Annotated in this window: 22 protein-coding genes and 3 tRNA genes; 23 read left to right on the top strand and 2 right to left on the bottom strand. The window is 69.7% G+C overall.

What is annotated here, in order from left to right; all coding sequences use genetic code 11:
* Positions 1–251 precede the first annotated feature (251 nt).
* Both ACIBTV_RS02415 and ACIBTV_RS02420 read left to right on the top strand, forming a co-directional pair.
* A complete protein-coding gene (locus ACIBTV_RS02415; RefSeq protein ID WP_396701539.1) occupies positions 252–1,730 on the top strand; it encodes a pentapeptide repeat-containing protein in 1,479 nt (492 codons plus the stop codon).
* Between the two features lie 646 nt (positions 1,731–2,376).
* The gene (locus tag ACIBTV_RS02420; protein WP_396701541.1) at positions 2,377–2,625 is read left to right on the top strand and encodes a hypothetical protein; all 249 of its coding nucleotides are present in this window, start codon (positions 2,377–2,379) and stop codon (positions 2,623–2,625) included.
* A gap of 343 nt (positions 2,626–2,968) precedes the next feature.
* Here ACIBTV_RS02420 and ACIBTV_RS02425 read toward each other — a convergent pair whose 3' ends face one another.
* Together ACIBTV_RS02425 and ACIBTV_RS02430 are read right to left on the bottom strand one after the other, a co-directional pair.
* The gene (locus tag ACIBTV_RS02425) at positions 2,969–3,805 is read right to left on the bottom strand and encodes an MBL fold metallo-hydrolase (RefSeq protein ID WP_396701543.1); all 837 of its coding nucleotides are present in this window, start codon (positions 3,803–3,805) and stop codon (positions 2,969–2,971) included.
* Positions 3,806–3,839: 34 nt separating this feature from the next.
* Positions 3,840–4,925, bottom strand: coding sequence for an aldo/keto reductase (locus tag ACIBTV_RS02430; protein ID WP_396701545.1), 1,086 nt, complete (start codon positions 4,923–4,925; stop codon positions 3,840–3,842).
* Positions 4,926–5,014: 89 nt separating this feature from the next.
* Here ACIBTV_RS02430 and ACIBTV_RS02435 point away from each other — a divergent pair, with 89 nt between their 5' ends.
* The 21 genes from ACIBTV_RS02435 to ACIBTV_RS02535 all read left to right on the top strand — a co-directional run bounded on the left by ACIBTV_RS02435 (position 5,015) and on the right by ACIBTV_RS02535 (position 25,793).
* Positions 5,015–5,905, top strand: coding sequence for an AraC family transcriptional regulator N-terminal domain-containing protein (locus ACIBTV_RS02435; protein ID WP_396701547.1), 891 nt, complete (start codon positions 5,015–5,017; stop codon positions 5,903–5,905).
* A gap of 105 nt (positions 5,906–6,010) precedes the next feature.
* Complete coding sequence (locus tag ACIBTV_RS02440) at positions 6,011–6,559, top strand: GNAT family N-acetyltransferase (RefSeq protein ID WP_396701549.1); 549 nt, start codon at positions 6,011–6,013, stop codon at positions 6,557–6,559.
* Between the two features lie 420 nt (positions 6,560–6,979).
* Positions 6,980–7,126 (top strand): hypothetical protein, encoded by a 147-nt coding sequence (locus ACIBTV_RS02445; RefSeq protein ID WP_396701551.1) that lies wholly within the window; start codon positions 6,980–6,982, stop codon positions 7,124–7,126.
* Between the two features lie 63 nt (positions 7,127–7,189).
* A complete protein-coding gene (locus ACIBTV_RS02450) occupies positions 7,190–9,715 on the top strand; it encodes a putative bifunctional diguanylate cyclase/phosphodiesterase (protein WP_396701553.1) in 2,526 nt (841 codons plus the stop codon).
* Between the two features lie 93 nt (positions 9,716–9,808).
* Positions 9,809–9,881: transfer RNA gene (locus ACIBTV_RS02455), tRNA-Thr, on the top strand.
* A 22-nt stretch (positions 9,882–9,903) separates the two neighbouring features.
* Positions 9,904–9,976: transfer RNA gene (locus ACIBTV_RS02460), tRNA-Met, on the top strand.
* Between the two features lie 132 nt (positions 9,977–10,108).
* Positions 10,109–10,276, top strand: coding sequence for a 50S ribosomal protein L33 (gene rpmG / locus ACIBTV_RS02465; protein ID WP_007073056.1), 168 nt, complete (start codon positions 10,109–10,111; stop codon positions 10,274–10,276).
* Positions 10,277–10,399: 123 nt separating this feature from the next.
* On the top strand, positions 10,400–10,846 hold the full coding sequence (locus ACIBTV_RS02470; RefSeq protein ID WP_396701555.1) for a MaoC family dehydratase N-terminal domain-containing protein: 447 nt from the start codon (positions 10,400–10,402) through the stop codon (positions 10,844–10,846).
* Position 10,847: 1 nt separating this feature from the next.
* Positions 10,848–11,240, top strand: a complete 393-nt coding sequence (locus tag ACIBTV_RS02475) for a MaoC family dehydratase (RefSeq protein WP_396701557.1) — start codon at positions 10,848–10,850, stop codon at positions 11,238–11,240.
* A 127-nt stretch (positions 11,241–11,367) separates the two neighbouring features.
* Positions 11,368–11,440, top strand: a tRNA-Trp gene (locus ACIBTV_RS02480).
* Positions 11,441–11,652: 212 nt separating this feature from the next.
* Complete coding sequence (gene secE, locus ACIBTV_RS02485; RefSeq protein WP_396701559.1) at positions 11,653–12,042, top strand: preprotein translocase subunit SecE; 390 nt, start codon at positions 11,653–11,655, stop codon at positions 12,040–12,042.
* Positions 12,043–12,080: 38 nt separating this feature from the next.
* A complete protein-coding gene (nusG, locus tag ACIBTV_RS02490; protein WP_091594911.1) occupies positions 12,081–12,803 on the top strand; it encodes a transcription termination/antitermination protein NusG in 723 nt (240 codons plus the stop codon).
* A gap of 193 nt (positions 12,804–12,996) precedes the next feature.
* A complete protein-coding gene (gene rplK / locus ACIBTV_RS02495; protein WP_091594913.1) occupies positions 12,997–13,428 on the top strand; it encodes a 50S ribosomal protein L11 in 432 nt (143 codons plus the stop codon).
* An 83-nt stretch (positions 13,429–13,511) separates the two neighbouring features.
* Positions 13,512–14,228 (top strand): 50S ribosomal protein L1, encoded by a 717-nt coding sequence (gene rplA / locus ACIBTV_RS02500; RefSeq protein ID WP_396701562.1) that lies wholly within the window; start codon positions 13,512–13,514, stop codon positions 14,226–14,228.
* Between the two features lie 75 nt (positions 14,229–14,303).
* The gene (locus tag ACIBTV_RS02505) at positions 14,304–15,125 is read left to right on the top strand and encodes an ATP-binding cassette domain-containing protein (protein ID WP_396701564.1); all 822 of its coding nucleotides are present in this window, start codon (positions 14,304–14,306) and stop codon (positions 15,123–15,125) included.
* Positions 15,122–15,811 carry a hypothetical protein gene (locus tag ACIBTV_RS02510; protein WP_396701566.1) on the top strand — a complete coding sequence of 230 codons (690 nt, stop codon included), beginning with the start codon at positions 15,122–15,124 and terminating at the stop codon, positions 15,809–15,811. The genes ACIBTV_RS02505 and ACIBTV_RS02510 overlap by 4 nt, the downstream gene beginning before the upstream one ends.
* A 344-nt stretch (positions 15,812–16,155) precedes the next feature.
* Positions 16,156–16,701 carry a 50S ribosomal protein L10 gene (gene rplJ / locus ACIBTV_RS02515; protein WP_091594921.1) on the top strand — a complete coding sequence of 182 codons (546 nt, stop codon included), beginning with the start codon at positions 16,156–16,158 and terminating at the stop codon, positions 16,699–16,701.
* Between the two features lie 54 nt (positions 16,702–16,755).
* On the top strand, positions 16,756–17,145 hold the full coding sequence (gene rplL, locus ACIBTV_RS02520; RefSeq protein WP_396701568.1) for a 50S ribosomal protein L7/L12: 390 nt from the start codon (positions 16,756–16,758) through the stop codon (positions 17,143–17,145).
* Between the two features lie 777 nt (positions 17,146–17,922).
* Positions 17,923–21,354, top strand: a complete 3,432-nt coding sequence (locus ACIBTV_RS02525) for a DNA-directed RNA polymerase subunit beta (RefSeq protein WP_396701570.1) — start codon at positions 17,923–17,925, stop codon at positions 21,352–21,354.
* An 89-nt stretch (positions 21,355–21,443) separates the two neighbouring features.
* Positions 21,444–25,331, top strand: a complete 3,888-nt coding sequence (locus ACIBTV_RS02530; RefSeq protein WP_396701572.1) for a DNA-directed RNA polymerase subunit beta' — start codon at positions 21,444–21,446, stop codon at positions 25,329–25,331.
* 93 nt (positions 25,332–25,424) lie between these two features.
* On the top strand, positions 25,425–25,793 hold the full coding sequence (locus ACIBTV_RS02535) for a hypothetical protein (RefSeq protein ID WP_396701574.1): 369 nt from the start codon (positions 25,425–25,427) through the stop codon (positions 25,791–25,793).
* The last annotated feature ends 195 nt before the right edge of the window (positions 25,794–25,988 follow it).

Genomic DNA, 25,988 nt, shown 5'->3' on the forward strand with positions numbered 1-25,988 from the left:
AGGAGAGAGTGGAGTTGCCAGCGCCGCAAGATCGAAGCCAGTCCGGAGTTCGTGTCGTGGTTGGTTCGAATCCGGCCGCTGATAGTCTCGTGCCAAAGCTGCGGCTTTGGGGCATCCGTCGGTCAATCGCTCTGGCCGTCGCAACTGCGCTGCTGCTAGTCGGAGGCTCGGTTGCTGCGGCGCTTGCATATGCCGGCTGGCCTGGGCTCCAGCGGGACGCAGCGGTCACCGCGGCCACGATGTTCGACCTATTGAAGCTCGTCTTCGCGGTTGTTGCGGGTGTCGGTGGCGTCGCCGCCTTGGTGGTCGCCTACCGCCGCCAGCGGGTAGCGGAGCACACGAATAAGCTGGCTGAATTCGCTCATCAACTGGCGCACGCTGCTGATCTGCGTGCTGAGGTGACCAAGGTTCTCGCTCAGGCGGCCGACGAACGAGCAAAGATTGAGACTGACCGCAACGGTGTCCGTCTGTTCAATGAACGCTTCGCCACGGCATCCGAGCAGCTTGGGTCCGCGAAGGTAGCCGTACGTTTGGCGGGCGTCCATGCCATGGCGGGTCTTGCCGATGACTGGTGGGAGGGGCGGCAGACCTGCATCGACGTTCTCTGCGCCTACCTCCGCCTGCCCTACACCCATCCCGCCGATGTTTCGGACCAGGCGCCGGCGCAGGCCGACGATCAAGTTCCGATTGCGAACGTCGAGATCGATCGCGCTTCTCGCGAGGAGCGTGAGGTGCGACATACCGTCATCCGCCTCGTCGGTAGACGCTTACGTCATGTCGCAGACGACTCCGCCTCATGGCGAGGCTATGACTTTGACTTCACCGGCGTGGTCTTTGACGGCGGGGATTTCACGGGCTCGGTGTTCAGTGGCGGGCGGGTTTCCTTCGGCGGAGCCATTTTTCGCGGGGAGTCGGTGTCCTTTGGTGGGGCGAGATTCGATGGCGGGTTGGTGTCCTTTGCTGGGGCGAGTTTCGACAGCGGGAAGGTGTCTTTCGACTCAGCGAAATTTGATGGTGGGGAGGTCTCCTTTGTTGGGGCGAGTTTCGGCGGAGGGAAGGTATCTTTCGACTGGGCGACATTTGATGGCGGGGAGGTTTCCTTCGTTGGGGCGAGTTTCGACGGTTCGGAGGTCTCCTTCGACCGAGCCACGTTCGACGGCGGGGAGGTGTCCTTCCGTAGGGCCACGTTCAAGAGTCGGCTGGTGTCCTTCAGGGAGACGAGGTTCAGCAGCGGGCAAGTTTCGTTCGATGCGGCGAGTTTCAGCGGTTCAGGGCTGTACTTCGACCGGGCCACGTTCGACGGTGGGCGGGTGCACTTCCGCGGGGCGACGTTTGACGGTAGCTACGTGACGTTTGACAGAACGACGTTCCACGGTGCCGAGGTCACCTTCATTGGGGCGACGTTCAGCGATGGGCGAGTGTCCTTTGATGGGGCGATGTTCGACGATGGATGGGTGAATTTCGATGAGGCGCGGTTCGGCGGTGGGATGGTGGTCTTCGGCGCGGCGAAATTCGACGGCGCGCGAGTGTCCTTCCGTAACGCGACGTTCGCCGATGGATGGGTGGGCTTCGGCGAGGCAAGGTTCAGCGGTAGGCAAGTGGACTTCAGCGGGGCGAAGTTCGTCGGAGGGGAGGTGCTCTTCCACGGGGCAGCTTTCCTGATTCCGCCCAGGTTCGACGATTGGCCCGCCGGACAACCACCGGGTGTTCTGTTTCTGCCCGAAGCGTGAGTTATCTGTGCCGTGGGCAGATGGTGGGCGGCCAGCCCTTCCGAGTTTGGGCCGGGAAGAAAAGGCGCAGCTCAGCTTGGCTGACCGGCACAGGATGGCGGACGCCCTGTAAATCCGTCGCGAAAGCTACAGAGGTTCGAATCCTCTACCCGCCACTAGGCAACGGGAAGGCCTCTGACCTGCGGAAACGCAAGTCAGAGGCCTTCCTCGTCTTCTGCTCCAGTCGACCGCTGTCAGCCGCGATCCCCACCCCATCGGGCACGCAACGGGCACGGAGGTGTCGCCGTGGAATCCCTTCTTTCGGCCGTTGGAGCCGTTGTGGGAGTCGCTGGCGCGTCTCATAACGGCATGGCTCGCGAGCCGACAGTTGCGCGCGGCTGGGCGCCGGGCGGCCGAAGCTGCGGATGTCGCGGCCGAACTCGTCAAGGACATCGATGAGACCTACCGGCCGGAAGACTTCAACCGCCGCGTGTATCCCTCGTAGAGGAGGGAGCCGGAAGGGGCGGCCGGTATCGATGACCGGGTATCTCGCCTCGTCGAGTCGCTGGGCGAGGCCGAGTCGATCGTCACAGAGCTTCAGGCCGAGCTGCGTGCGCGCCACGCCGCGGTAGACAGGCTGCGAGCCGAGGAGGAGCAGAGCCGGCAGTTGGCAGCGCTCAGGGCGGAGGAGGCGAAGGCCGTCCGGGGCGTCATCGATGCCGCGATCGCCTCGGCGCACGCCTCATTGCAGCAGAGCATGCTGAAAGAGCAGTCGGAGCTTCGCGCCCGCCTGAGGCTGCTGCAGAAAGACCTTGAGCAGGCTCAGCGCAAGAGCCGCAAGGAGCAGATGCTGTTCTTCCTTGCTGGTGCGTTGCTGTCGATCCCGATCGGGCTCCTCGTGAACGCCTTTTCGTAGCTCACCGCTGCTGGCTGTTTGAGCGGATCTCCTCGTCGGGAGGGGGAGACCTTCGACCGGGTCACCGACCGCCCGGTCTCCGAGGCGGGAAGCAAGAACCCCACCACCCTGGTACGCACAGCCGGCGTACGTCGAGATGAAGTGGCTCCGGGCGGCGACCAAGACCCGGCGGTCGCTCGCGTGAGAGCACTTGGTTCAGTTGCCCTCGGCAGCGCTGCCGCCGCCGTTCCCGCTTCGTGGCATAGCTCCCTGGCCCGGTGATCAAGAGGTTTGGGTCAGTCCGGGGCCGGATCCTGACGCAAACCTCTTGATCACCGAGGGCGGGCGAGGCAGCGGGGGCGGGTCAGGAGGCTGGCTTTGCCTTCTTGGCTCCGCCCCAGAGGGAGCCGGGGTTCACGCGGCGCGGATACCTTTCGAGCATCGCGGCGTACAACTCCTCGGCCGTCGTGGTGCGGGCGGCGATCTCGTCGAAGTCGCGCAGGTAGGTCGCGGTCTCGGCGAGGATGGCCGGGTCGTCGGCCCGGTCGGGGTTCTTGTGCCCGGCGACCACCGCGACCGGGTCCAGCTCCCGCAGCCGGTCGACGGTGGCCGCCCAGTGGGCCCGCGTCTCGGCGGTGCTCTCGGCCATGTACTGGTGGGTGTCGTTGTACGCGACGTCACCGGCGACCAGCAGCCGCAGGTCGGGCACCCAGAGCACGGTGGATCCGGCCGTGTCGGTGGCGCCGGTGCCGATCGCCTCCAGCCGGTGCCCCTCCAGGTCGATGGCGTCGCCGTCGAGCGTCTCCGGCACGGGCAGGTGCTGCGGGATCTGGCCGGGGAACAGCTGCTCCCAGAACGAGTCGACCCACTCCGGCCCGACCTGGACCTCCGCGCCGGCGACCGTCTCCCTGGTGGCCACCGCGCGTACGCCCGGGAAGGCGTCGACGATCTGGCCGATCCCGAACAGGTGGTCGCCGTGCCCGTGGGTGATGTAGACGTGTGTCAACCGGCGCCCGAACGACCGCACCCAGTCCACGAGCGCCTGGTTCTGCTCGACGGTGGTGTAGGTGTCGACGAGCACGGCGTCGCGTTCGCCGTACACCAGGGTGGCGGTGTTGGCGACCCAGCGCAGGTCTTCGGGTCCGAAGGGCAGGTCCCGGGTGGCACTCGGCCGGCGCACGGAATGGACGGCGTACTCCATGGTTGGCTCCTGGTTCTCGGTGAGGGCGTGCGGCTCAGTACCGGACGGTGCTGGAGCCGAGCCGCGGCGATACCACTGTCGCTCGGCCGTCGACCGTCGCGCCCGCGAACGCCAGAGACGGGGCCAGGAGCCGGTTGTTGTCGGCGGGGAAGTTGAGCGCCGGCGTGGAGACCTCGTCGAGACGGGCCGTCCGCTCCGCCGACAACCGCACGTCGACCGCGTCCAGGTTCGCCTTCAACTGGTCGAGGCGCCGGGCCCCGATCAGCACCGACGACACGCCGGGGCGGGCGCCGACCCAGGCCAGCGCCGCCGCGGCCGGTGTCACCCCGGCGTCGGCGGCCGCCTCGTGGAGTGCGTCGATCACCTGCCAGTCGCGCTCGCCGGGCGCGCCGACCAGGTTGCCGCGCGCGGTGTCGACGGCACCGCTGCTGGTGCCGCGGGTGAACTTCCCGGAGAGCCAGCCGCTCTTCAGCGGGCTCCACGGGAGTACGCCGAGGCCGTGCTCGGCCGCCATCGGGATGAGCTCGCCCTCGCCCGTACGCTCCAGCAACGAGTACTCGATCTGCATGGCGATCGCCGGCGTCCAGCCGCGGAAATGCGCGACGACCTGCGCCTCGGCCGCCTTCCACGCGGGCAGGTCGGACAGCCCCACGTACCGGACCTTGCCGGCGGTGACCAGGTCGTCGAGGGCGCGCAGGGTCTCCTCGATCGGCACCCCGCGGTCCCAGTTGTGCAGCCAGTACAGGTCCAGGTAGTCGGTGCCGAGCCGGCGCAGGGACTCCTCGGCCTGGGCGACGACGGCCTTGCGCCCCGCGCCGCCGCCGTTCGGGTCACCGGGGTACAGGTTGCCGAAGAACTTCGAGCCCAGCACGATCCGGTCGCGCAGGCCCGACCGGGCGGCCAGGTAGTCACCGATGATCTTCTCGGAGTGGCCGTTGGTGTAGATGTTGGCGGTGTCGATGGAGTTGCCGCCCCGCTCCAGATACTCGGTGAGCATGGCTTCGGACTCCTCGACCGAGGCGCCCCAGCCGTGGTCCTCACCGAAGGTCATCGCGCCGAGCGTGTACGGACTGACGCGGAGGCCGGACCGACCCAGCGTCACGAAGTTGTCGAGTGGCATGTGTCGAGTGCACACCCGCGGGCCCGGACCGTGTAGACCAATAGCGCCATCGCGTTGCCTGATCCTGCCAAAGTGACAGAATCGGCCAGGTGAGCGCGCTGCCGGAGATCCGCGACCTGGTGCTGCGTCACGTCGGCCGGCCGACACCGGCCGGTCTCGTCGTCCACCGCGCCGACGCGCCCACCGAGCCCATGCCGTCCCAGTCCGCCCCGGTGTTCGCCCTGGTGGTGCAGGGCGCGAAGCGTGCCACCCTGGGGACCCGACTCTTCGCGTACGGTGCCGGGCAGTTCGTCGTCGCGTCGATGGAGCTGCCGGTGATCGCCCACGTCAGCGAGGCCTCGCCCCGCGAGCCCTACCTCGTCCTGGGCCTCACTCTGCGGCCGCCCCTGATCGCCGAGCTGCTGCTGGACATGCCACCGCGGGCCGGCGGCGGTCCGGCGCCCGGGATCGCGGTCAGCACGGCCGGCGAGGACCTGCTCGACGCGGTGGTACGCCTGCTGCGGCTCCTCGACCGACCGGACGACCAGCGGGTGCTCTGGGCGGCCCTGGAACGCGAGGTCGTCTGGCGGCTGCTGACCGGCGAGCAGGGCGGCACGGTCCGTCAGGTGGGGCTCGGCGACAGCAACATCGTGCAGATCGAGCGTGCCATCCGATGGATCCGCGAGCACCACGCCGACCTGTTCCGCGTCGAGGACGCGGCGCGCGTCGCCGGGATGAGTCTGACCTCGTTCCACCGCCACTTCCGCGCCGTCACGACGATGACGCCGATCCAGTTCCAGAAACTCATCCGGCTCCAGGAGGCGAGGAGCAGGCTGCTCGCCTCGCCCGGCGACGTGGCGGCCGTCGGATTCGCCGTCGGGTACGAGAGCGCGTCGCAGTTCAGCCGCGAGTACCGGCGGTTGTTCGGCCTGCCGCCGGGCCAGGACGCGGCCCGCTTCGCCCGGGTCGGTCCCGCGCAGCTCACCGACGGCGTGGTGTAAGCGGGAAGGTGAACACGAGCCGGGAACGCTAGGGTCGCGTCGCGTCCGGCGACGGCGCGCCTGTCGGCGGGCGCGAGGGCCGGGCCGGGAAGGCGAATACGACGCATGTCCGAGCTGACGCTGCCGATCCGCACCGAGCGGCTGCATCTGCGTACCTTTCACATCGACGATGTCGACGCCCTGCTGACCTACTACGGTGACCCGCGCGTCGCTCGCTACATCCCGTGGGAGCCGTGGACGCGCGAGTTCGCGGCCGAGATGGTCGGCCGACGGGTGAACTACACGGGCATCACCGGGCCGGAGTCGCGACTGGCGCTCGTGGCCGAGCACGAGGGTGAGGTCGTCGGCGACGTCATCCTGTGGCCGGCCGACGAGACGCTCTCGCGCGGGGAGGTGGGTTGGGCCTTCCACCCGTCGGTGGCGGGCCGCGGGTTCGCGACCGAGGCCGCCCGTGCCCTCATCCGGGTGGCGTTCGAGGAGTACGGCATGCATCGCCTTATCGCACACGTCGACGCGCGCAACGAGGCGTCGGCCCGGTTGTGTGAACGGGTGGGCATGGTGCGGGAGGCGCACCTGCGGCAGAACCACTGGGCCAAGGGGGAGTGGGCCGACACGCTCATCTACGGGCTGCTCGCGGCAGAGTGGACGGCCTGATTCCGGCCTGTCGGAGCGAGGAATCGGCGCTGGCCGCAACCGTTGTGTCCGTTACCGGCGGGGGTATTGAAGGCAGTCACATCCACGGCTACCCTCGGTGACTCGCCGTACGCTAACCGATCATCAGGTCCCACTCGTCCGGCGCCGGTACGATCCCCGCCCGACCCGGCGGACCGGCCGGCGTACTGTCCGGTAGATCGGTTACAAGCGGTAAACGGTTATTGCGTCCTTGGTCTTTTCTTCGTACGACGATCCCACGTGCCGCTCGTGATCTGCACAGACGTTCCACGTGGTCGGCCCGGATGTCGCTGATGGCCCGACAAGCGGACGACCCTCTACGCCCGCGCTTTCCAGGCCGCCGGGCCCTGTGGCACCATCGGGGGAACCCGTACCCCCCGTCTTTCACCCCCAGGAGCACAAATGTCTGCTCGACGCCTGGGCCGGCTGCTCGGCTCCCTCATGTTGCTCGCCGGTCTGGTCGCCCTGCCGGCCCTCGCGATCGACACCCAGATGCACGCGGTCGACTACAACTGGCAGATGCCAGCGGTACACGCGCTGCTGCCGTAACGCTGAGTGACGCCGCTTCGGCGGCGTTCACCACGACGAGCTGGCCACGGCGAGGGGACGGCAGTGTCGCGTAAACCATCCTCTCGCCGCCGCACCGAGCAGGCCTGGCTGATCACCGGGCCGCTCGCGCTGTGTGCGGTGGTCTTCTGCACGATTCTGGGGCTCACGTCGTCGCCGGCCGTCGGCGAGTGGCCGCTGACACTGCTGCTCACCGCGGCAATGGTGGCGGCGACTCTTCCGGTCATCAACATCGTCGTGCGCCGGCAGGCCCTCGGCATGGCCCTCACCGAGGTCCCGCTGGTCCTCGCCCTGCACGAGTTGCCGCCGCTGTCGGTCGTGCTGGCCTACACCACGGCCACGCTCATCGTGCAGATCCGGCGCAAGCTCGTCCCGGCGAAGTTCTGGTTCAACGTCGCGCTGGCCGCGGCCGCCACCTCGCTGGCCAACCTGGTGCTCGTCGCGCTGCCCGAGCCGCAGGGCGTCGGCCCCGGCACGTGGGCCATCCTGCTGGCCGCGGTGGGCACCCACACCCTCGCCACCCTGGCCGCCGTCGTCGCCGTGATCTCGGTGGTGCAGGGCCGGCAGGCCGGGTTGGAGCTGGTGCGCACCGCGCCGCCCACCCTGCTCACCGCGGCCATCAACCTCTCCCTCGGCCTGCTGATCATCGTCGCCCTGAAGGCCACGCCCTGGGCGCTGCTGCTCTTCGCCGGGCTCGCCGTCGCGTTCCTGCTGGTCTCCCGGTCCTACGCCCAGTTCCTGCGTCAGCACCGCACGCTGGCCGACATGTACCAGTTGACCAAGGCGATCACCGAGAGCGGCGCCGACGGCACACTGGTCGACGTCCTGATCAGCCGCATCCGCAGCCTCATGCAGGCTGAGCACGCCACTCTGTGGCTGCCGGCGCAGGGCCGGCACCCGGAGGTGTTGCTGACCAGCCAGGAGGGCAAGCCGGGTCTGCTCGACTCGGCGACCACGCCGGCGCTGCTGCGGGAGACCGCGGTCGCCCGGCAACGGACCATCGCGCTGGGCAGTCGGCTCGGCGGCGAGGCCGAGCTGCGCGGGGCGCTGAGCAGGGACGCGGTCAAGGACGTCATCCTCGTGCCGCTGCGCTCCGGCAAGGCGGTGATCGGCACGCTGGAGGTGGTCAACCGCCTCGGCGACACCAACCACTTCGCCCCGGCGGACATCCCCGTCCTGGAGACGGTGGCCGCGAACGCCGCCGTGGCCCTGGAGAACTCGCGGCTGGTCGACCGGCTGCGGCACGACGCGTACCACGACGCGCTGACCAAGCTGCCCAACCGGCGGCGCATCACTGGCGCGCTCGGCGAGTCGGTGAAGATCCGGGCGCCGGGCGAGGTCGTGGCGCTGCTCCTCTTCGATGTCGACGGGTTGCGTCAGGTCAACGAGTCGCTCGGCCACGCCGCCGGCGACAAGGTCCTCGCCGAGGTCGCCGAGCGGCTCCGTGCGTCAGCGCCGTCGTCGGCCCTGGTCGGGCGGGCCGGGGGCGACGAGTTCCTGGTCACCATGCGGCTGGAGAGCGCCGAGGCGGCCCTGGAGCTGGCCGCGCAGCTCCGCGAGCAGATCCGCGACGAGATGGTCTTCGACGCGCTGACCCTGGACGTCGACACCGCGGTCGGGGTGGCGGTCCACCCCGAGCACGGCAGCGACCCGGCGACCCTGCTGCAACGGGTCGACCTGGCCGCCACCGCCGCGAAGTCGGTGCCGGGCAGCGTGCAGTTGTTCAACCCGGCCCTGGAGTCGCGCTCGCTGCGCCGGCTCGGTCTCGCCGGAGACCTGCGCCGCGCCCTCGACGAGGGGGAGGTGAAGGTCTACTTCCAGCCGAAGGTCACCCTGCGGGACCGTCAGTTGGTCGGTGTGGAGTGCCTGGCCCGCTGGGAGCATCCGACGCACGGCAGTGTCGCCCCCGCGGACTTCGTCGCGGTGGCCGAGCACACCGGCCAGCTCGGCCGGCTCACCGAGGTGGTGCTCCGGGAGGGGCTGCGGCACAGCCGGGCCTGGGACCAGGCCCACCAGCCGCTCTCCGTGGCGGTCAACCTCTCTCCGCGTACGCTCACCGACAAGGCCTTCCCGGACCTCGTTCAGGAGCTGCTCACCGAGTACGAGGTGCCGCCGCAGCGGCTCACCCTGGAGATCACCGAGGCGGGCGTCCTCGACGGCACCGACCGGCCGATCCCGACCCTGCGGCGCCTGCGGGATCTGGGCGTACGGCTCTCGGTGGACGACTTCGGCACCGGTGACTCCTCCCTCGCCCACCTGCGCCGGCTGCCGGTGCACGAGGTGAAGGTCGACCGGTCCTTCGTGCAGGGCATGGCGACCGACCCGGGCGACCTGGCGATCGTCAACGCGGTGGTCACGCTCTCCCAGCAGTTCGGCCTGGCCGTGGTCGCCGAGGGCGTGGAGAGCGAGTTGACCCTGGAGCTGCTCCAGGACATCGGCTGCGAGATCGGCCAGGGTTTCCTGTTCAGCCGGCCGCTGCCGTACGAGCGGCTGGAGGCGTGGTTCGGCGCCCAGGTCGACCCGGAGTCGATCTCCAGCACCGAGCTTCCCCGGCTGCGTGTGGTGCCCTGACCTGCGGTGATTGCCCCCGGGGGGATCCGATTTCACCTGGGGGGCGGGGCCGTGTACTCTTACCTCTGCGCGCCCCACGGGGAGATCGCGCAGGCCCCCTTAGCTCAGTCGGCAGAGCGTCTCCATGGTAAGGAGAAGGTCTACGGTTCGATTCCGTAAGGGGGCTCTAGGGTCGCTGGACCCACCGCGGCGGTGTAGCTCAGATGGCAGAGCAAGCGGCTCATAATCGCTGTGTCGCCGGTTCAAGTCCGGCCACCGCTACTCTCGTCCTCCGGGCGTGCCCCGGTGGTCGGCAGGAAGGGGCGCCGCAGGCGCCCACTTTGCATGTCCGCGCAGTCAGTGCGTAAGCTGGCGCGCTGTAGTTGTTATCCGTAGCGAGGAAGGCACTCCGCCGTGGCGAAGGCGACCGATGTCCGGCCGAAGATCACTTTGGCGTGTGTGGAGTGCAAGGAGCGCAACTACATCACGCGCAAGAACCGTCGTAACGACCCGGACCGCATCGAGCTGAAGAAGTTCTGCCCGCGCGACGGTCGGCACACGGTCCACCGCGAGACCCGCTGACGTTCGGCCGGCTCGCGCCGGCCACCCAGTTTCTCACCGAACGCCGATCTGACCGGCCGGCGCGGCTTTCGCCGCGGCCGACCGCTCGGGTCGGCGTTCGTGCTTTCCGTGTAGGTTCGCGGCATGTCCCTGGACCCGTCCTACGTCGGCCGGAGTTACCCGCCGACGGCCCCCTATCTGGTGGGCCGAGAGAAGATCCGTGAGTTCGCCACCGCCATCGGCGCGACCGACCCGGCGTACCACGACCCGGAGGCCGCCCGCGCGCTCGGGCACCCGGACGTGGTGGCCCCGCCCACCTTCCCCTTCGTGGTGACCATGGCGGCCACGCAGCAGATCGTCGAGGACCCGGCGCTCGGTGTCGACTACAGCCGCGTCGTGCACGGCGACCAACGGTTCGCGTACACCCGGCCGGTGGTGGCCGGCGACGAGCTGGTCTGCGTCAACACCATCGAGGACATCACCAACCGGGGCGGGCACGGCTTCCTGACCACCCGCACCGACGTCAGCACGGTCACCGGCGAACCGGTGGTCGCGGTCTGGTCCAAGCTCGTCGTACGCGGGGAGGCCTGAGATGGAGCTGGCACCCAGGACGTTCCGGGTGACCCGCGCGGACCTGGTCCGCTACGCCGGTGCCTCGGGCGACTTCAACCCGATCCACTGGAGCGACCGGTTCGCCACGAAGGTGGGGCTGCCCGGCGTGATCGCCCACGGCATGTTCACCATGGCGCTGGTCGGCCGGGCCGTCACCGAGTGGGCCGGCTCGCCGGACGCGGTGGTCGACTACGGGGTCCGGTTCACCCGGCCGGTGGTGGTGCCCGACGACGACCAGGGCACCGAGATCGAGGTCAGCGCGGTCGTGCGTGAGGTCACCGAGGACGGGCTCACCCGGCTCGACGTGACGGCCACCTGCCTGGGGGAGAAGGTGCTCTCGCAGGCCCGGGCGACCATCCGCACGGCACGCTGACGGGGCGCCGCCACGCGCGATGGGCAGACCGGTTGGGAAAGTCGGTCGGCTACCCGTACACTGGTCCGCCGTGGGGCATGTGACCCCTGCCTGGCCCTGTGGCCTGGTGGGGCGAATGGTGCCGCACAGGGGTGTAGCTCAATTGGCAGAGCAGCGGTCTCCAAAACCGCAGGCTGCAGGTTCAAGTCCTGTCACCCCTGCGCCTCAGGCCTGACCGTTCCCGTGGGTCGCGCCGCCGAGATGGCGGCGTCCGGCCCGTGGTGGTGGTATCGGCGGGGTGGTCCGAGGCATCGGGCCATACCGGCCGGTCCGCCGGCCGCGGCCCGTCGCGGGACGGTTGGTCCGGCCGGCGTGACCAGCGCCGCGCACGCCGCCCGGCGTGCGAACCCGAGAACCCGCGACGGAGGGCGAAGTGGCCGACAACAAGCGGCGCGGCGAGGACGCCGGCGACGATCGTCTCAACGACGAGATCGTCGACGACGTGGCCGGCGACGACGCCACCGACGCGGACGAGCCGGTTTCCCGGGGTGGCACCGCGACCCGGTCGCGCAACCGGGCCGAGTCCGCCGACAGCCGGAAGACCCGGTCGGAGACCGACCGCGTGGGCCTCTTCGGTCGCATCGCCCGGTTCTTCCGCGAGGTCGTCGCCGAACTGCGTAAGGTCATCTGGCCGACCCGCAAGGAGTTGCTGACCTACACCGCCGTGGTGGTCACCTTCGTCGCGGTGATGCTGACGATCGTGGCTGCCCTGGACTACGGCTTCGCCAAGGGCGTGCTGTGGGTCTTCGGCAACCCCAGCTGACCGGCTCCGAGAGCCGATAGTGACGGAAGTGAGCGAGCGTGCCTGAGTACGACGAGACCGCCGGACCCGCGGACGAGCAGTCCACGGTGGCGACGGCGGCGGACGACGAGTCGGTCGAGGCCGCCAGCGAGCCGGAGTTCCCGACCACCGAGCCGGAGCCGGACGAGGACTACGACCCGGTCGCCGAGCTGCGGCAGAAGCTGCGCTACGCGCCGGGCGACTGGTACGTGGTCCACTCGTACGCCGGTTACGAGAACAAGGTGAAGACCAACCTCGAGACCCGGATCACGAGCCTCGACATGGAGGACTACATCTACCAGGTCGAGGTGCCGACCCGGGAAGAGGTCGAGGTCAAGAACGGCAAGCGGTCGCAGGTCCAGGCGAAGGTCTTCCCGGGCTACATCCTGGTCCGGATGGAGCTGACCGCCGAGTCCTACTCCTGCGTGCGCAACACGCCGGGCGTCACCGGCTTCGTCGGTGCGACGGACCGGGCCGACCGGCCTGCTCCGCTCTCGCTGGACGAGGTGCTCAAGTGGCTGGCCCCGGCCGTCGAGACCGAGCAGAAGAAGGCGAAGCCCGAGATCAAGGTCCTCGACTTCGAGGTCGGCGACTCGGTCACCGTCACCGACGGCGCCTTCGCCTCGCTGCCGGCCACGATCAGCGAGATCAACGCCGACCAGCAGAAGCTCAAGGTCCTGGTGTCGATCTTCGGCCGCGAGACCCCGGTCGAGCTCAACTTCAACCAGGTCGCCAAGATCTGATCTCCGGTCGCCGGCGGTGGGCACGTCCCGCCGCCGGCGTCGCCGTTTCCGCCTGGCCCGGCGACCTCGCCGGACGGGCCGGCTTCGGCCTGCGCTACTCTTGAGAGTCGCTGCCCTCGCGCCGCGCTGACCGTGCGCGCCCCGAGGCGGTGTCGATGAGCACCATTCCCAGTTCCAAGCCCCAGGAAGAGACATGCCTCCGAAGAAGAAGCTCGTCAAGACGTTCACGCTTCAGCTGCCGGCGGGCCAGGCCACTCCGGCGCCGCCGGTCGGTCCCGCGCTCGGCCAGCACGGCGTGAACATCATGGAGTTCTGCAAGTCCTACAACGCGCAGACCGAGTCGCAGCGGGGCGACATCGTCCCCGCCGAGATCAGCGTGTACGAGGACCGGTCCTTCACCTTCGTGCTGAAGACCCCGCCGGCCGCCCGGCTGCTGATCAAGGCCGCCGGTGTGCAGAAGGGCTCGGGCGTCCCGCAGGCCCAGAAGGTCGGTTCGGTGTCCCGCGCCCAGGTGCGTGAGATCGCCGAGCGGAAGATGGCCGACCTCAACGCCAACGACCTCGACCAGGCCGAGAAGATCATCGCCGGCACCGCCCGCTCCATGGGCATCACCGTCACCGACTGATCCCGGCCAGCCCCGACCCGTACCGATCGTGGGAGGGCGCGCGGACGTCGCGGCCCGCCATAGACCACAGGAGTAACCAGAACATGCAGCGCAGCAAGAGCTACCGCAAGGCCGCCGAGGTCATCGACCGGGCCAAGCTCTACACCCCCGCCGAGGCCGTGAAGCTGGCCAAGGAGACCACCAACGTCAAGTTCGACGCCACGGTCGAGGTCGCCATGCGCCTCGGCGTCGACCCCCGCAAGGCGGACCAGATGGTCCGCGGCACGGTCAACCTGCCGCACGGCACCGGTAAGACCGCCCGCGTGATCGTGTTCGCCGCCGGCGCGAAGGCCGAGGAGGCCACCGCCGCGGGCGCCGACGAGGTGGGCACCGACGAGCTCGTCGCCCGGATCCAGGGTGGTTGGCTCGACTTCGACGCGGCGATCGCCACGCCGGACCAGATGGCCAAGATCGGCCGGATCGCGCGGATCCTGGGCCCGCGCGGTCTCATGCCGAACCCGAAGACCGGCACGGTGACCATGGACGTCACCAAGGCGGTGCAGGACATCAAGGGCGGCAAGATCACCTTCCGGGTGGACAAGCACTCGAACCTGCACCTGATCATCGGCAAGGCCTCGTTCTCCGAGAACCAGCTGATCGACAACTACGCCGCGGTGCTGGACGAGGTCCTCCGGGCCAAGCCGTCCGCGGCCAAGGGCAAGTACCTGAAGAAGGTCACCCTGACCACCACCATGGGCCCGGGCGTCCCGGTCGACCCGAACGTGGTGAAGAACATCCAGGAGGGCTCGGCCGAGAGCTGAGTCGTCCACCCGCACGGGGCGTCGCCACGGTCGTGGCGGCGCCCCGTCGCGCTTCCGGTGTGGCAGTCTCGTTCCATGCGGCTGGAGGACGTCTGGCTGCGGTACCGGCGGCGCGGGCCGTGGGTGCTGCGGGGAGCGGACGTACGGATCGGTGCGGGCGAGGTGGCGGTCGTGCTCGGCCGCAACGGCGTGGGCAAGTCCACGCTGCTCCAGGTGGCGGCGGGAGTGCTCCGGCCGGGCCGCGGGCGGGTCGTGGACCGGCCGGCGTCGGTCGGGTGGGTTCCGGAACGCTTCCCGGCGGACCAGCCGTTCACCGTGGACCACTACCTGACCGCCATGGGCCGGATGGCCGGGCTGTCGTCGTCCGAGGCCGATCGCGCCGTGGACGCCTGGACCGAACGGCTGGCCCTCGGCCGGTTCCGCCGAGTCCGGCTGCCGGAGCTGTCCAAGGGCACGGCCCAGAAGGTCGGCCTCGCGCAGGCGATGCTCCGGCCGCCCGGCCTGCTGGTGCTGGACGAGCCGTGGGAGGGGCTGGACGCCGCCGCCCGTGAGCTCGTACCGGAGCTGATCGACGAGGTGCGGGCCGGCGGCGGAGCGGTCCTGGTCAGCGACCACCGCGGGGAGGTCGCACGGCTGGCCGGCGCGCGCCGCCTGACGCTGACCGACGGGGTGGTCTCCGAGGAGACGCCGCCCGGCGAGGAGGCGTACGCCGTGGTCGAGGTCGCGGTGCCCGCCGCGCGGGTCGACGACGCCGTCGCGCGCCTGCGCGCCGAGGGCCACCAGATTCTCGGCGTACGCCCCGGCCGGCCACCCGTCCCGACGCCGGCGGGTCCCGGTGACCGGGTCGGACCGGTGACTGGGGTCGTCGCCAAACCGTCCACCGGGGGTGACCGGTGACCGCGCTGGTCCGGCTGCGCCTGGCCGGCTTCCTGCGGACGGGGCGGGCGGTCGCACCGCTGCTCGCCGGTCTTGTCGCCCTCGGCATCCTCTACGGCGGGGGTCGGGCCCAGCCCGCGGAGGCGTACGGGGTCTCGGCCGTGGTGCTCTTCCCGGTGCTCGCCTGGCAGACGAAGGTGCTGCTGGACGTGGAGCCGGACGGTCAGCGCCGGCTGGCCCAGGTGGTGGTCGGTGCCGGCCGGGAGCGGTCGGCGGGGCTGCTGGCGGCCGCCGTGGCGGCGCTGGGCACGGTGGCGATCGCGCTGGTCTTCCCGTGGCTGATCGGCGGTGTCACCGGCCCCGTCGAGCCGGGGGACCGGCCGGTCGTCGTCGGGGTTGCCCTCGGGGTGTGGGCGCACCTGCTGGCCGTACCTCCGGCGGTGACGCTGGGCGCGCTGGCCAGCCGGGCCGTCACCCGCAGCGCGGGCTACGGCGTCGCCGTGCTGGCCCTCGGCGGGGTCGGCGCGGTCGTCCTCGGTCTCGGCGGCTCGGTCGCGCCCTGGCTGGTGCCCCCGATCATGGCCACCGCTCGTGCTACCGGGGGCGAGGCCGCCGCGCCGACTGTGATGCTGCTCACTGCCTGGGCGGCGGCGTGGAGCGCGGTGGCGGCCGCCGGCTACCTCTGGCGGCGCCGGGCGCGGGCCTGACCGTGCTCGCCGAGGCCCCTCGGGCGGGGGCGTGAGCGGGCGCACCGGGGGCCGGTTTGGCGAGCCGGCCACGGGTCGCGTAACCTTGCCGAGAAGTTCCACCCAGAGACCGCTGGTCACCGTGCTCCGGCACGGTCGAAGGTCCCGCGACGACGGGCGACCCGCGTAGGGCGGCAAGCGAAAATCGGTGCTGGTGTCCATGGTCCGCCGACCGTGGTCGTCTAGGCCGGCCCTCGCCCCGTGCGCCCTGCGCCGGGGCTTTTCTCGTTGTCGCGCTTCCTGAGGCGCCGTCGAAGCGACCGCTTACGACGGCGACCAGCCTCGAGCAACGAGAGAGGAGGGACATGGCGGACAAGCCGATCCGGGCCGACAAGGCCACGGCCGTCGCCGAGCTGACCGAGAGCTTCCGCAGCGCGGGTGCCACGGTGCTGACCGAGTACCGCGGTCTGACGGTTTCCCAGCTCACCCAGCTGCGGCGCTCGCTCGGCAAGGAGACCAGCTACACCGTCGCGAAGAACACGCTGGCCAAGCGTGCCGCGGCCGATGCTGGCATCTCCGGCCTCGACGAGCTGTTCACCGGTCCTACCGCGCTGACTTTCGTTTCGGGCGACGTCGTCGAGGCGGCGAAGGGTCTTCGCGACTTCGCGAAGGCCAACCCGAAGCTCGTCATCAAGGGCGGTGTCTTCGAGGGCAAGGCCATTTCCGCGGCCGAGGTCACGAAGCTCGCCGACCTGGAGTCCCGTGAGGTGCTGCTGGCCAAGCTGGCCGGCGCGATGAAGGGCAACCTGAGCAAGGCCGCGGCCCTGTTCCAGGCGCCGCTCTCCAAGGCCGCCCGTGCGGCGGCCGCCCTGGCGGACAAGCGCGAGAAGGAGGGCGCCGAGGCGGCCTGAGGCCACCCGGCGCACCCACGTTCTTAGTTTTCACTTTCAGAAAGGACGCCAGACATGGCGAAGCTCAGCACCGACGAGCTGCTCGACGCGTTCAAGGAGATGACGCTGATCGAGCTCTCCGAGTTCGTGAAGCAGTTCGAGGAGACCTTCGAGGTCACCGCCGCCGCCCCGGTCGCCGTGGCCGCGGGTGCCCCGGCCGCCGGCGGCGCTGCCGCTCCGGTCGAGGAGGAGAAGGACGAGTTCGACGTCATCCTCGACGCCGACGGTGGCAAGAAGATCCAGGTCATCAAGGTCGTGCGTGAGCTGACCGGCCTGGGCCTCAAGGAGGCCAAGGACCTGGTCGAGGCCGCGCCGAAGCCGGTCCTGGAGAAGGTCAACAAGGAGACCGCCGACAAGGCCAAGGCCAAGCTCGAGGGCGAGGGCGCCAAGGTCACCCTCAAGTGACCTGAGGCTCCACCCGCGCGTGGCCGGTTCGAGTGAGCCGGCGCACACACCGCGTCGCGGGGGGGGGGGGGGGCGCCCCGGGGGGCCCCCCCCCCCGGGGGGGGGGGGGCCCGCCCCCCGGGCGGGGGGGCGGGGGGGGGGGCGCGGCGGCGGGCGGGGCGGGGGGGGGGGGGGGGGGGCGGCCCGGCCCCCCCCCCCCCCCGGCCGGCCCCCCGGGGGGGGGGGGGCGGGGGGGGCCCCGCCCCCCCCCCGGGGGGGGGGGGGGGGCCCCCCCCCCCGGCCCCCCCCCCCGCCGTGTTTGGTGACGCCCAGCGGCAGCGCATGTGAGCAGGGCGTCCGGACGCGCGGTCCGGCACGGCGGCGGCGGTCCGTGGTACCGCGTACGCGGGAAAGACGCGGCGACCCGGGGGCGGCCCCTTGACGCGGCCCCGGGCCGCCAGGCACGCTGACACCAGCAAGACCTTCCGCGCTTGCGACGGCCACCACCGGGGTAATGACAGCGGCGACACCACAGGCCGCACGACCCCGAGCGGCCCGGCAGGAACGTTGCGTTCCGAGCGGCCCGGTAGACCCCCGATCGGGGGTCCCGAGGCACGTTCCGCAACGACCTGCGGGGTGGGCTGGACAGCGGTTAGCCTCTCGGCTACACTGCTAGTTTGCGCTGCCTTCCGACTTGACCCCTGCTCGGAAATGTCCGTTTGCGGATAATTCCGGCGGGGTCATTGGAGTGCACGCGTACCAGCCGTTCTGCAGCACCGGTCCTCGGAAGGACGCATCTTGGCAGCTTCCCGCCCTGCGAAGACCAGTCGTACGTCGAGCGCTTTCGCTCCCCGCCGAGTTTCATTCGGCAGGATCACCGAACACCTCGAGGTCCCCAACCTCCTCGCCATTCAGAACGAGTCCTTCGACTGGCTCGTCGGCAACGAGGCTTGGCAGGGCCGGTCGGCGGACGACCCGCACGCACGCTCGGGTCTCGCGGAGATCCTCGACGAGATCAGTCCCATTGAGGACTTCTCCGGCACCATGTCGCTCTCCTTCTCTGCCCCGCGCTTCGACGAGGTCAAGGCCTCGATCGAGGAGTGCAAGGAGAAGGATCTGACTTACTGCGCCCCGCTGTTCGTGACCGCGGAGTTCACCAACAACACCACCGGCGAGATCAAGAGCCAGACGGTGTTCATGGGTGACTTCCCGATGATGACGCCGAAGGGCACGTTCATCATCAACGGCACCGAGCGGGTCGTGGTCAGCCAGCTCGTCCGGTCCCCGGGCGTGTACTTCGACAAGCAGCCGGACAAGACCTCCGACCGCGACCTCTCCAGCGTCAAGGTCATCCCGAGCCGGGGTGCCTGGCTGGAGTTCGACATCGACAAGCGCGACACGGTCGGCGTCCGCATCGACCGCAAGCGCCGGCAGGCCGTCACGGTCCTGCTCAAGGCCATCGGATGGTCGGCCGAGCAGATCCGTGAGCGGTTCGGCTGGTCCGAGCTGATGATGACCACGCTCGAGAAGGACCACATCGCCGGCCAGGACGAGGCGCTTCTCGACATCTACCGCAAGCTCCGCCCTGGCGAGCCGCCGACGCGTGAGAACGCCCAGACCCTGCTCGACAACCTCTTCTTCAACCCGAAGCGGTACGACGTCGCCAAGGTCGGTCGTTACAAGTTCAACAAGAAGCTCGAAGTGGACGTGCCGATCACCACCGGCACGCTCACCGAGGACGACATCGTCGCCACCGTGGAGTACCTCTGCCGGCTGCACGCCGGTGAGGAGGGCTACGAGGCGGACGACATCGACCACTTCGGCAACCGTCGTCTGCGCACCGTGGGCGAGCTGATCCAGAACCAGGTTCGGGTCGGCCTGTCCCGCATGGAGCGGGTCGTCCGCGAGCGGATGACCACCCAGGACGTCGAGGCGATCACGCCGCAGACCCTGATCAACATCCGCCCGGTGGTGGCGGCGATCAAGGAGTTCTTCGGCACGTCGCAGCTGTCCCAGTTCATGGACCAGACCAACCCGCTGGCGGGCCTGACCCACCGGCGCCGGCTGAGCGCGCTCGGCCCGGGTGGTCTGTCCCGGGAGCGGGCCGGCTTCGAGGTCCGTGACGTGCACCCGTCCCACTACGGCCGGATGTGCCCGATCGAGACGCCGGAAGGCCCGAACATCGGCCTGATCGGCGCGCTGTCCACCTTCGCCCGGGTCAACCCGTTCGGCTTCATCGAGACGCCGTACCGGAAGGTCGTCGAGGGTCGGGTCACCGACCAGATCGACTACCTGACCGCGGACGAGGAGGACCGCTTCGTCAAGGCGCAGGCCAACGCGCCGCTGCGGGCCGACGGCTCGTTCGCCGAGGACCGCGTCCTGGTCCGCCGTAAGGGCGGCGAGACCGAGGACGTCCCGCCGGCGGCCGTGGACTACATGGACGTGTCGCCGCGGCAGATGACCTCGGTCGCCACCGCGATGATCCCGTTCCTCGAGCACGACGACGCCAACCGGGCGCTGATGGGCGCGAACATGCAGCGCCAGGCGGTGCCGCTGGTCAAGGCCGAGGCGCCGCTCGTGGGCACCGGCATGGAGTACCGGGCCGCCGTCGACGCCGGTGACGTGGTCGTCGCCGAGGTCGGCGGTGTCATCGAGGACCTGTGCGCCGACTACATCACCGTGCACCAGGACGACGGCCACCGCCGGACGTACCTGCTGCACAAGTTCCGCCGCTCCAACGCCGGCTCCTGCGTCAACCAGAAGCCGGTGGTCTTCGAGGGCGACCGCGTCGAGGCCGGCCAGGTCATCGCCGACGGTCCCTGCACCGACGAGGGCGAGATGGCGCTCGGGCGCAACCTGCTCGTGGCCTTCATGACCTGGGAGGGGCACAACTACGAGGACGCGATCATCCTGTCGCAGCGCCTGGTGCAGCAGGACGTCCTCACCTCGATCCACATCGAGGAGCACGAGGTCGACGCCCGGGACACCAAGCTCGGTCCGGAGGAGATCACCCGCGACATCCCGAACGTCAGCGAGGAGATGCTCGCCGACCTCGACGAGCGCGGCATCATCCGGATCGGCGCCGAGGTCGTCCCCGGCGACATCCTGGTCGGCAAGGTCACGCCGAAGGGCGAGACCGAGCTGACCCCGGAGGAGCGGCTGCTCCGCGCGATCTTCGGTGAGAAGGCGCGCGAGGTCCGGGACACCTCGCTGAAGGTTCCGCACGGTGAGACCGGCACGGTCATCGGTGTGCGGACCTTCTCCCGGGAGGATGGCGACGAGCTGCCTCCGGGCGTCAACGAGCTGGTCCGGGTCTACGTCGCCCAGAAGCGGAAGATCCAGGACGGCGACAAGCTCGCCGGCCGCCACGGCAACAAGGGTGTCATCTCCAAGATCCTCCCGATCGAGGACATGCCGTTCCTCGAGGACGGCACCCCGGTCGACATCGTGCTCAACCCGCTCGGCGTGCCGAGCCGGATGAACATCGGTCAGGTCCTGGAGACCCACCTCGGGTGGGTGGCCAAGACCGGCTGGAAGATCGAGGGCGAGGACACCGAGTGGAAGCGTCAGCTCCGCTCGATCGAGGCCCACGAGTCCGAGCCGGACACCAACGTGGCCACCCCGGTCTTCGACGGTGCCCGCGAGGAGGAGATCTCCGGTCTGCTCGCGTCGACCCTGCCCAACCGGGACGGCAACCAGCTGATCGGTTCCAGCGGCAAGGCGCAGCTGTTCGACGGTCGCTCCGGCGAGCCGCTGCCGGACCCGATCGCGGTCGGCTACATCTACATCCTGAAGCTCAACCACCTGGTCGACGACAAGATCCACGCTCGGTCGACCGGCCCGTACTCGATGATCACGCAGCAGCCGCTGGGTGGTAAGGCGCAGTTCGGTGGTCAGCGCTTCGGTGAGATGGAGTGCTGGGCGATGCAGGCGTACGGCGCCGCGTACGCCCTGCAGGAGCTGTTGACGATCAAGTCCGACGACGTTCTCGGCCGGGTGAAGGTCTACGAGGCCATCGTCAAGGGCGAGAACATCCCGGAGCCGGGCATCCCGGAGTCGTTCAAGGTGCTGCTCAAGGAGCTGCAGTCGCTGTGCCTCAACGTTGAGGTGCTCTCCAGCGACGGCGTGGCCCTCGAGATGCGCGAGACCGACGACGAGGTGTTCCGGGCCGCTGAGGAGCTGGGCATCGACCTGTCCCGGCGCGAGCCGAGCTCGGTCGAGGAAGTGTGACGTCGAGGTCCCGGGGGCGGGTGACCGCCCCCGGGACCCGACCCCGGTGAGCTGCTGGCGCAACAAGCGACGTGTGAGGGATATATAACGTGCTCGACGTCAACTTTTTCGACGAGTTGCGAATTGGGCTGGCGACCGCCGACGACATCCGTCAGTGGTCGCACGGCGAGGTCAAGAAGCCAGAGACGATCAACTACCGCACCCTGAAGCCGGAGAAGGACGGGCTCTTCTGCGAGAAGATCTTCGGTCCTCAGCGGGACTGGGAGTGCTACTGCGGTAAGTACAAGCGGGTCCGGTTCAAGGGCATCATCTGCGAGCGCTGCGGCGTCGAGGTGACCCGGTCCAAGGTCCGCCGTGAGCGGATGGGCCACATCGAGCTGGCCGCCCCGGTCACCCACATCTGGTACTTCAAGGGCGTGCCGAGCCGGCTGGGCTACCTGCTGGACCTCGCGCCCAAGGACCTCGAGAAGATCATCTACTTCGCCTCGTACGTCGTGACGAGCGTTGACGCCGAGGCGCGTCACCGTGACCTCTCGACTATCGAGAACGAGATCCTGGCCGAGAAGCGGCAGTCCGAGAACAGCCGCGACTCGGAGATCGAGAAGCGGGCCGCCAAGCTCGAGGCCGACCTGGCCGAGCTGGAGGCCGAGGGTGCCAAGGCGGACGTCCGGCGCAAGGTCAAGGAGGGCGGAGAGCGCGAGATGCGCCAGATCCGCGACCGGGCCCAGCGCGAGATCGACCGCCTGGACGAGGTGCTGGACACCTTCCGCAAGCTGGAGCCGAAGCAGCTGGTCACCGACGAGCTGCTCTACCGCGAGCTGCGCGACCGGTTCGGTGAGTACTTCACCGGATCCATGGGCGCCGAGGCGATCAAGGCGCTGGTCCAGAACATGGACCTCGACGCCGAGGCCGAGAACCTGCGGGAGACCATCCGGTCCGGCAAGGGCCAGCGGAAGATCCGGGCGCTCAAGCGGCTCAAGGTCGTGGCGGCGTTCCTGAACACCCGCAACTCGCCGCTCGGCATGGTGCTGGACTGCGTCCCGGTCATCCCGCCGGACCTGCGCCCGATGGTGCAGCTCGACGGTGGTCGGTTCGCGACCTCCGACCTGAACGACCTGTACCGCCGCGTGATCAACCGGAACAACCGCCTCAAGCGGCTGATCGACCTCGGCGCGCCCGAGATCATCGTCAACAACGAGAAGCGGATGCTCCAGGAGGCCGTCGACGCGCTGTTCGACAACGGCCGCCGCGGCCGGCCGGTCACCGGTCCGGGTAACCGTCCGCTCAAGTCGCTCTCCGACATGCTCAAGGGCAAGCAGGGCCGGTTCCGCCAGAACCTGCTGGGCAAGCGCGTCGACTACTCCGGCCGTTCGGTCATCGTGGTCGGCCCGAAGCTCAAGCTGCACCAGTGCGGCCTGCCCAAGCAGATGGCGCTGGAGCTGTTCAAGCCCTTCGTCATGAAGCGGCTGGTCGACCTCAACCACGCGCAGAACATCAAGTCCGCCAAGCGGATGGTCGAGCGGCAGCGGCCGGTCGTGTGGGACGTGCTGGAAGAGGTCATCGGCGAGCACCCGGTGCTGCTCAACCGTGCGCCGACCCTGCACCGCCTGGGCATCCAGGCCTTCGAGCCGCAGCTGGTCGAGGGCAAGGCGATCCAGATCCACCCGCTGGTCTGCACCGCGTTCAACGCCGACTTCGACGGTGACCAGATGGCGGTCCACGTGCCGCTGTCCGCCGAGGCCCAGGCCGAGGCCCGGATCCTGATGCTGTCGTCGAACAACATCCTCAAGCCGGCCGACGGCAAGCCGGTCACCATGCCCACCCAGGACATGGTCATCGGTCTCTACCACCTCACCCACCTCACCCCCGGTGAGAAGGGCGAGGGCCGGGCGTTCAGCTCGGACGCCGAGGCCCGGATGGCGTTCGACAACGGCGAGCTGCACCTGCAGGCCCCGGTCAAGATCCGGCTGCGCGGCATCGTCGGCGTCGACAACGGTGCCGGCGCCGAGCCGTGGACCGCGCCCGAGGGTTGGGCCGAGGGCGACACGCTGACCGTGGAGACCACGCTCGGCCGGGTCCTGTTCAACGAGACGCTGCCGCAGGGCTACCGCTTCGTGAACTACGAGATCCGCAAGGGTCAGCTCTCCGCGATCGTCAACGACCTCGCCGAGCGCTTCCCCAAGGTGGCCCTCGCGGCCACCCTGGACGGGCTCAAGGAGGCCGGTTTCCACTGGGCCACCTGGTCCGGCGTGACGATCGGTATGGAGGACGTCATCGCCCCGCCGCGCAAGGCGGAGATCCTGGCGAAGTACGAGACCGAAGCCGACCGGATCGACAAGCAGTACCAGCGTGGTCTGATGACCGCCGAGGAGCGTCGCGGCGAGCTCATCGAGATCTGGACCAAGGCGACCAACGAGGTCGCCAAGGAGATGGACACCGCGCTGCCGCAGGAGAACCCGCTGTGGAAGATGATCAACTCGGGTGCTCGCGGTAACCTGCTCCAGCTCCGGCAGATCGCGGCGATCCGTGGTCTGGTGGCCAACCCCAAGGGTGAGATCATCCCGCGGCCCATCAAGGCCAGCTACCGGGAGGGTCTCTCCGTGCTGGAGTACTTCATCTCCACGCACGGTGCCCGTAAGGGTCTCGCCGACACCGCCCTGCGTACCGCCGACTCGGGTTACCTGACCCGTCGTCTGGTGGACGTCTCGCAGGACGTGATCATCCGCGAGGAGGACTGCGGCACCGACCGGGCCATCCCGATGCAGATCGGCGAGCGGCTCGACGGCAAGCTGGTCGTGCACGAGCACGCCGAGACCAGCGTGCACGCCCGGACCCTGGCCGACGACATCAAGGGGCCGGACGGCACCGTCGTCGCCGAGCGGGGTCAGGACATCAACTCGATCCTGGTCGACAAGATCGTCGCGGCCGGGGTGGAGACGGTGCGGGTGCGCAGCGTTCTCACCTGCGAGTCGAAGCTGGGCGTCTGCGGTGCGTGCTACGGCCGCTCGCTGCCGACCGGCAAGACCGTGGACGTCGGCGAGGCGGTCGGCATCATCGCCGCCCAGTCGATCGGTGAGCCGGGTACGCAGCTGACGATGCGTACCTTCCACACCGGTGGTGTCGCGGGTGAGGACATCACCCAGGGTCTGCCGCGTGTCCAGGAAATCTTCGAGGCCCGCGTCCCGAAGGGTAAGGCGCCCATCGCCGACACCCCCGGCCGGATCCGGATCGAGGACGGCGAGCGGTCGCGGAAGATCATCGTGGTGCCGGACGACGGCAGCGACGAGATCGTCTACGACAAGATCTCCAAGCGGGTCCGGCTGCGGACCCAGGACGGCCAGCACGTCGAGGTCGGCGAGAAGCTCACCGAGGGCACGATCGACCCGCACGAGCTGCTCCGCATCCTCGGCCCGCGGGCGGTCCAGGTCCACCTGACCCAGGAGGTCCAGGAGGTCTACCGGTCGCAGGGTGTGCTCATCCACGACAAGCACATCGAGATCATCATCCGCCAGATGCTCAAGCGGGTGACGGTCATCGACTCCGGCTCGACCGAGTTCCTGCCGGGCGTGCTCGTCGACCGGGCGCTCTTCGAGTCGGAGAACCGCCGGCTCGTGTCCGAGGGCGGCGAGCCCGCCGCCGGTCGTCCGGTGCTGATGGGTATCACCAAGGCCTCGCTGGCCACCGACTCCTGGCTCTCGGCGGCCTCCTTCCAGGAGACCACCCGGGTGCTGACCGACGCGGCGATCAACTCGCGCAGCGACTCGCTCGTCGGCCTCAAGGAGAACGTGATCATCGGTAAGCTCATCCCGGCCGGTACGGGCATCAGCAAGTACCGCAACGTCCGGGTCGAGCCGACCGAGGAGGCGAAGGCCAAGGTCTACTCGATGACCGGCTACCCCGAGACCGACTACGGGTTCGGGCCGGCCAGCGGGCAGGCGGTTCCGCTGGACGACTTCGACTTCGGGTCGTACCGCTAAACAGCACGATCGACGAGGCCCCCGGCGTTCGCCGGGGGCCTCGTCGCGTCCGGACCGGTACGCGGCCGGCGGCCCGTTCGGCATGATGGGGGTATGACGACCGCACCCGGGCAGGTGCCCGTCGCGGAGCACCCGACGCGTCACCCGCTCGACCCCGATCCCGCCCGTGCCACGAAGGCCAGGGCGGTGTTCGCGCTGGGGTTGATGGCGGCGTTGACCGGCCTGTTCCTCGGTGGGGTGGTCCCCGCCACGGTGGCGTTGTACCTGGCTCGGCAGGCGCGCCGCGAGGCGTACGCCTCCGGAGGTTTTCTCACCGGCGCGGCCTGGCTGCGGCGGGGGGAGCGGTTGGCGTGGACGGGCCTGGTGCTGGCGGCGTTCTGCGTGGTGGCCGTGGTGGTGATCGCGGTGGTTCGGCTGGCCGGGGCGCCCCTCGGGCACGACTACCCGTCGAACGTTGACTGACCGTCCCGCCCCGACCGGTCGGGGTGCCACCCACGCCGGTGGGCGCGCCCCGCACCGCGCCATCGGGCGCGGCCGGTGTGCGGTCCGGCGGTAGCCTGGCCGGTGTCCGTCGCGGTGGCGGCCCTGTCGAGGAGGAGAAGCTCGTGACGGAACCGGCGCGACCCTCGTCGGGCGACCCCGAGCGGCCGTCCGACG

Source organism: Micromonospora sp. NPDC049366 (assembly GCF_044466625.1).
Taxonomy (GTDB): Bacteria; Actinomycetota; Actinomycetes; order Mycobacteriales; family Micromonosporaceae; genus Micromonospora.